Here is a 1,068-nt window from a genome sequence, read left to right on the forward strand (position 1 = left end):
TCAGGGCGTGTGCGGCGGGTGAGCGGGGGGCTAACCGCTTTGAAGGCAGTCTGGGCCGGGGCGACCGGGCGGCGATGGTCAAGAATCAGTCACACCCTCGCCCGGGCGGGTGCTGAAAGTTGACACTCCCGCCTGCGAGGGCGCGCACGTAACCCGAACCGACTGGGATGTCAGGGCGTGTGCGGCGGGTGAGCGGGGGGCTAACCGCTTTGAAGGCAGTCTGGGGCGGGGTGGCCGGGCGGCGACTGTCAGGAATCGATCGCGCCCCCGCCCGGACGGGTGCTGAAAGTTGACACTCCCGCCCGCGAGGGCGCGCACGTTACCCAGATCGGTATCGGGTGGACAAACGCGAGGGCGCCCCGAACCCCCGGACCTGCCGATGTGTGCGGCAGGCCGCGGCGGTCGAGGCGCCCGTGGGCCGATCTGCCCGTCGGCAGCTCGCGTCTACTCCGTCTCCTTGATCCTAAGCAGGTTCGCCAGCACCATTGCGGCCTCGGCGCGGGTGACGGGCTGGTCGGCGGCGAAGGCGGCGTTCTCCCCCCAGACAGCGTAAGGGACATGCAGGCCGATCAGCCCGGCCCGGTGAGCCGCCCCGACCCATCCGGCGAACCAGGCGTCCCCGGCCACGTCGGCGTAGGGCGCCTCGCCCTCTGGCGTCAGGCCGGCGGCCGAGACGACCAGGCGGGCAATCTGCGCACGGGTGACGGGATCGTCCGGCCGGAAGGTGCCGTCGGGGAAACCAGAGATGAGGCCCAGCGCCACGGCTGCCTGCAGGTAGCCCTGCTCAGCCGCCCAGTGGCCGGCGGTGTCAGCGAACGGCAGCGACTGGTCCGGAATCGGGGCAGCGCCCAGCGCCCGCACGAGCAGCGTGGTCAGTTCGGCGCGGGTGAGGGACTTGTCCGGGGCGAAGGTGCGCGGCCCAATCCCGGCTACGATCCCCCGTGTGGCCAGGTCTTCCACGGCGTCGCACCAGGGCGTTCCGGCGGGTACGTCGTCAAACAGGGTTCCGCAGACGTCAGCCACCAGCAGCGCCCCGTCGCTCGTCACGGCCATGAACCGGCCGGCGCC

1 protein-coding gene is annotated in these 1,068 nt (G+C 71.8%); it reads right to left on the reverse strand.

The genetic code is table 11. The features are described 5' to 3' along the window. Window positions 1-444 precede the first annotated feature (444 nt). Window positions 445-1,068, reverse strand: a 624-nt coding sequence (locus AB2385_RS17115; RefSeq protein WP_367656214.1) for an S-layer homology domain-containing protein, incomplete at its 5' end; no start/stop codon positions are given.

Source organism: Symbiobacterium sp., assembly GCF_040797425.1.
GTDB lineage: Bacteria > Bacillota > Sulfobacillia > Symbiobacteriales > Symbiobacteriaceae > Symbiobacterium.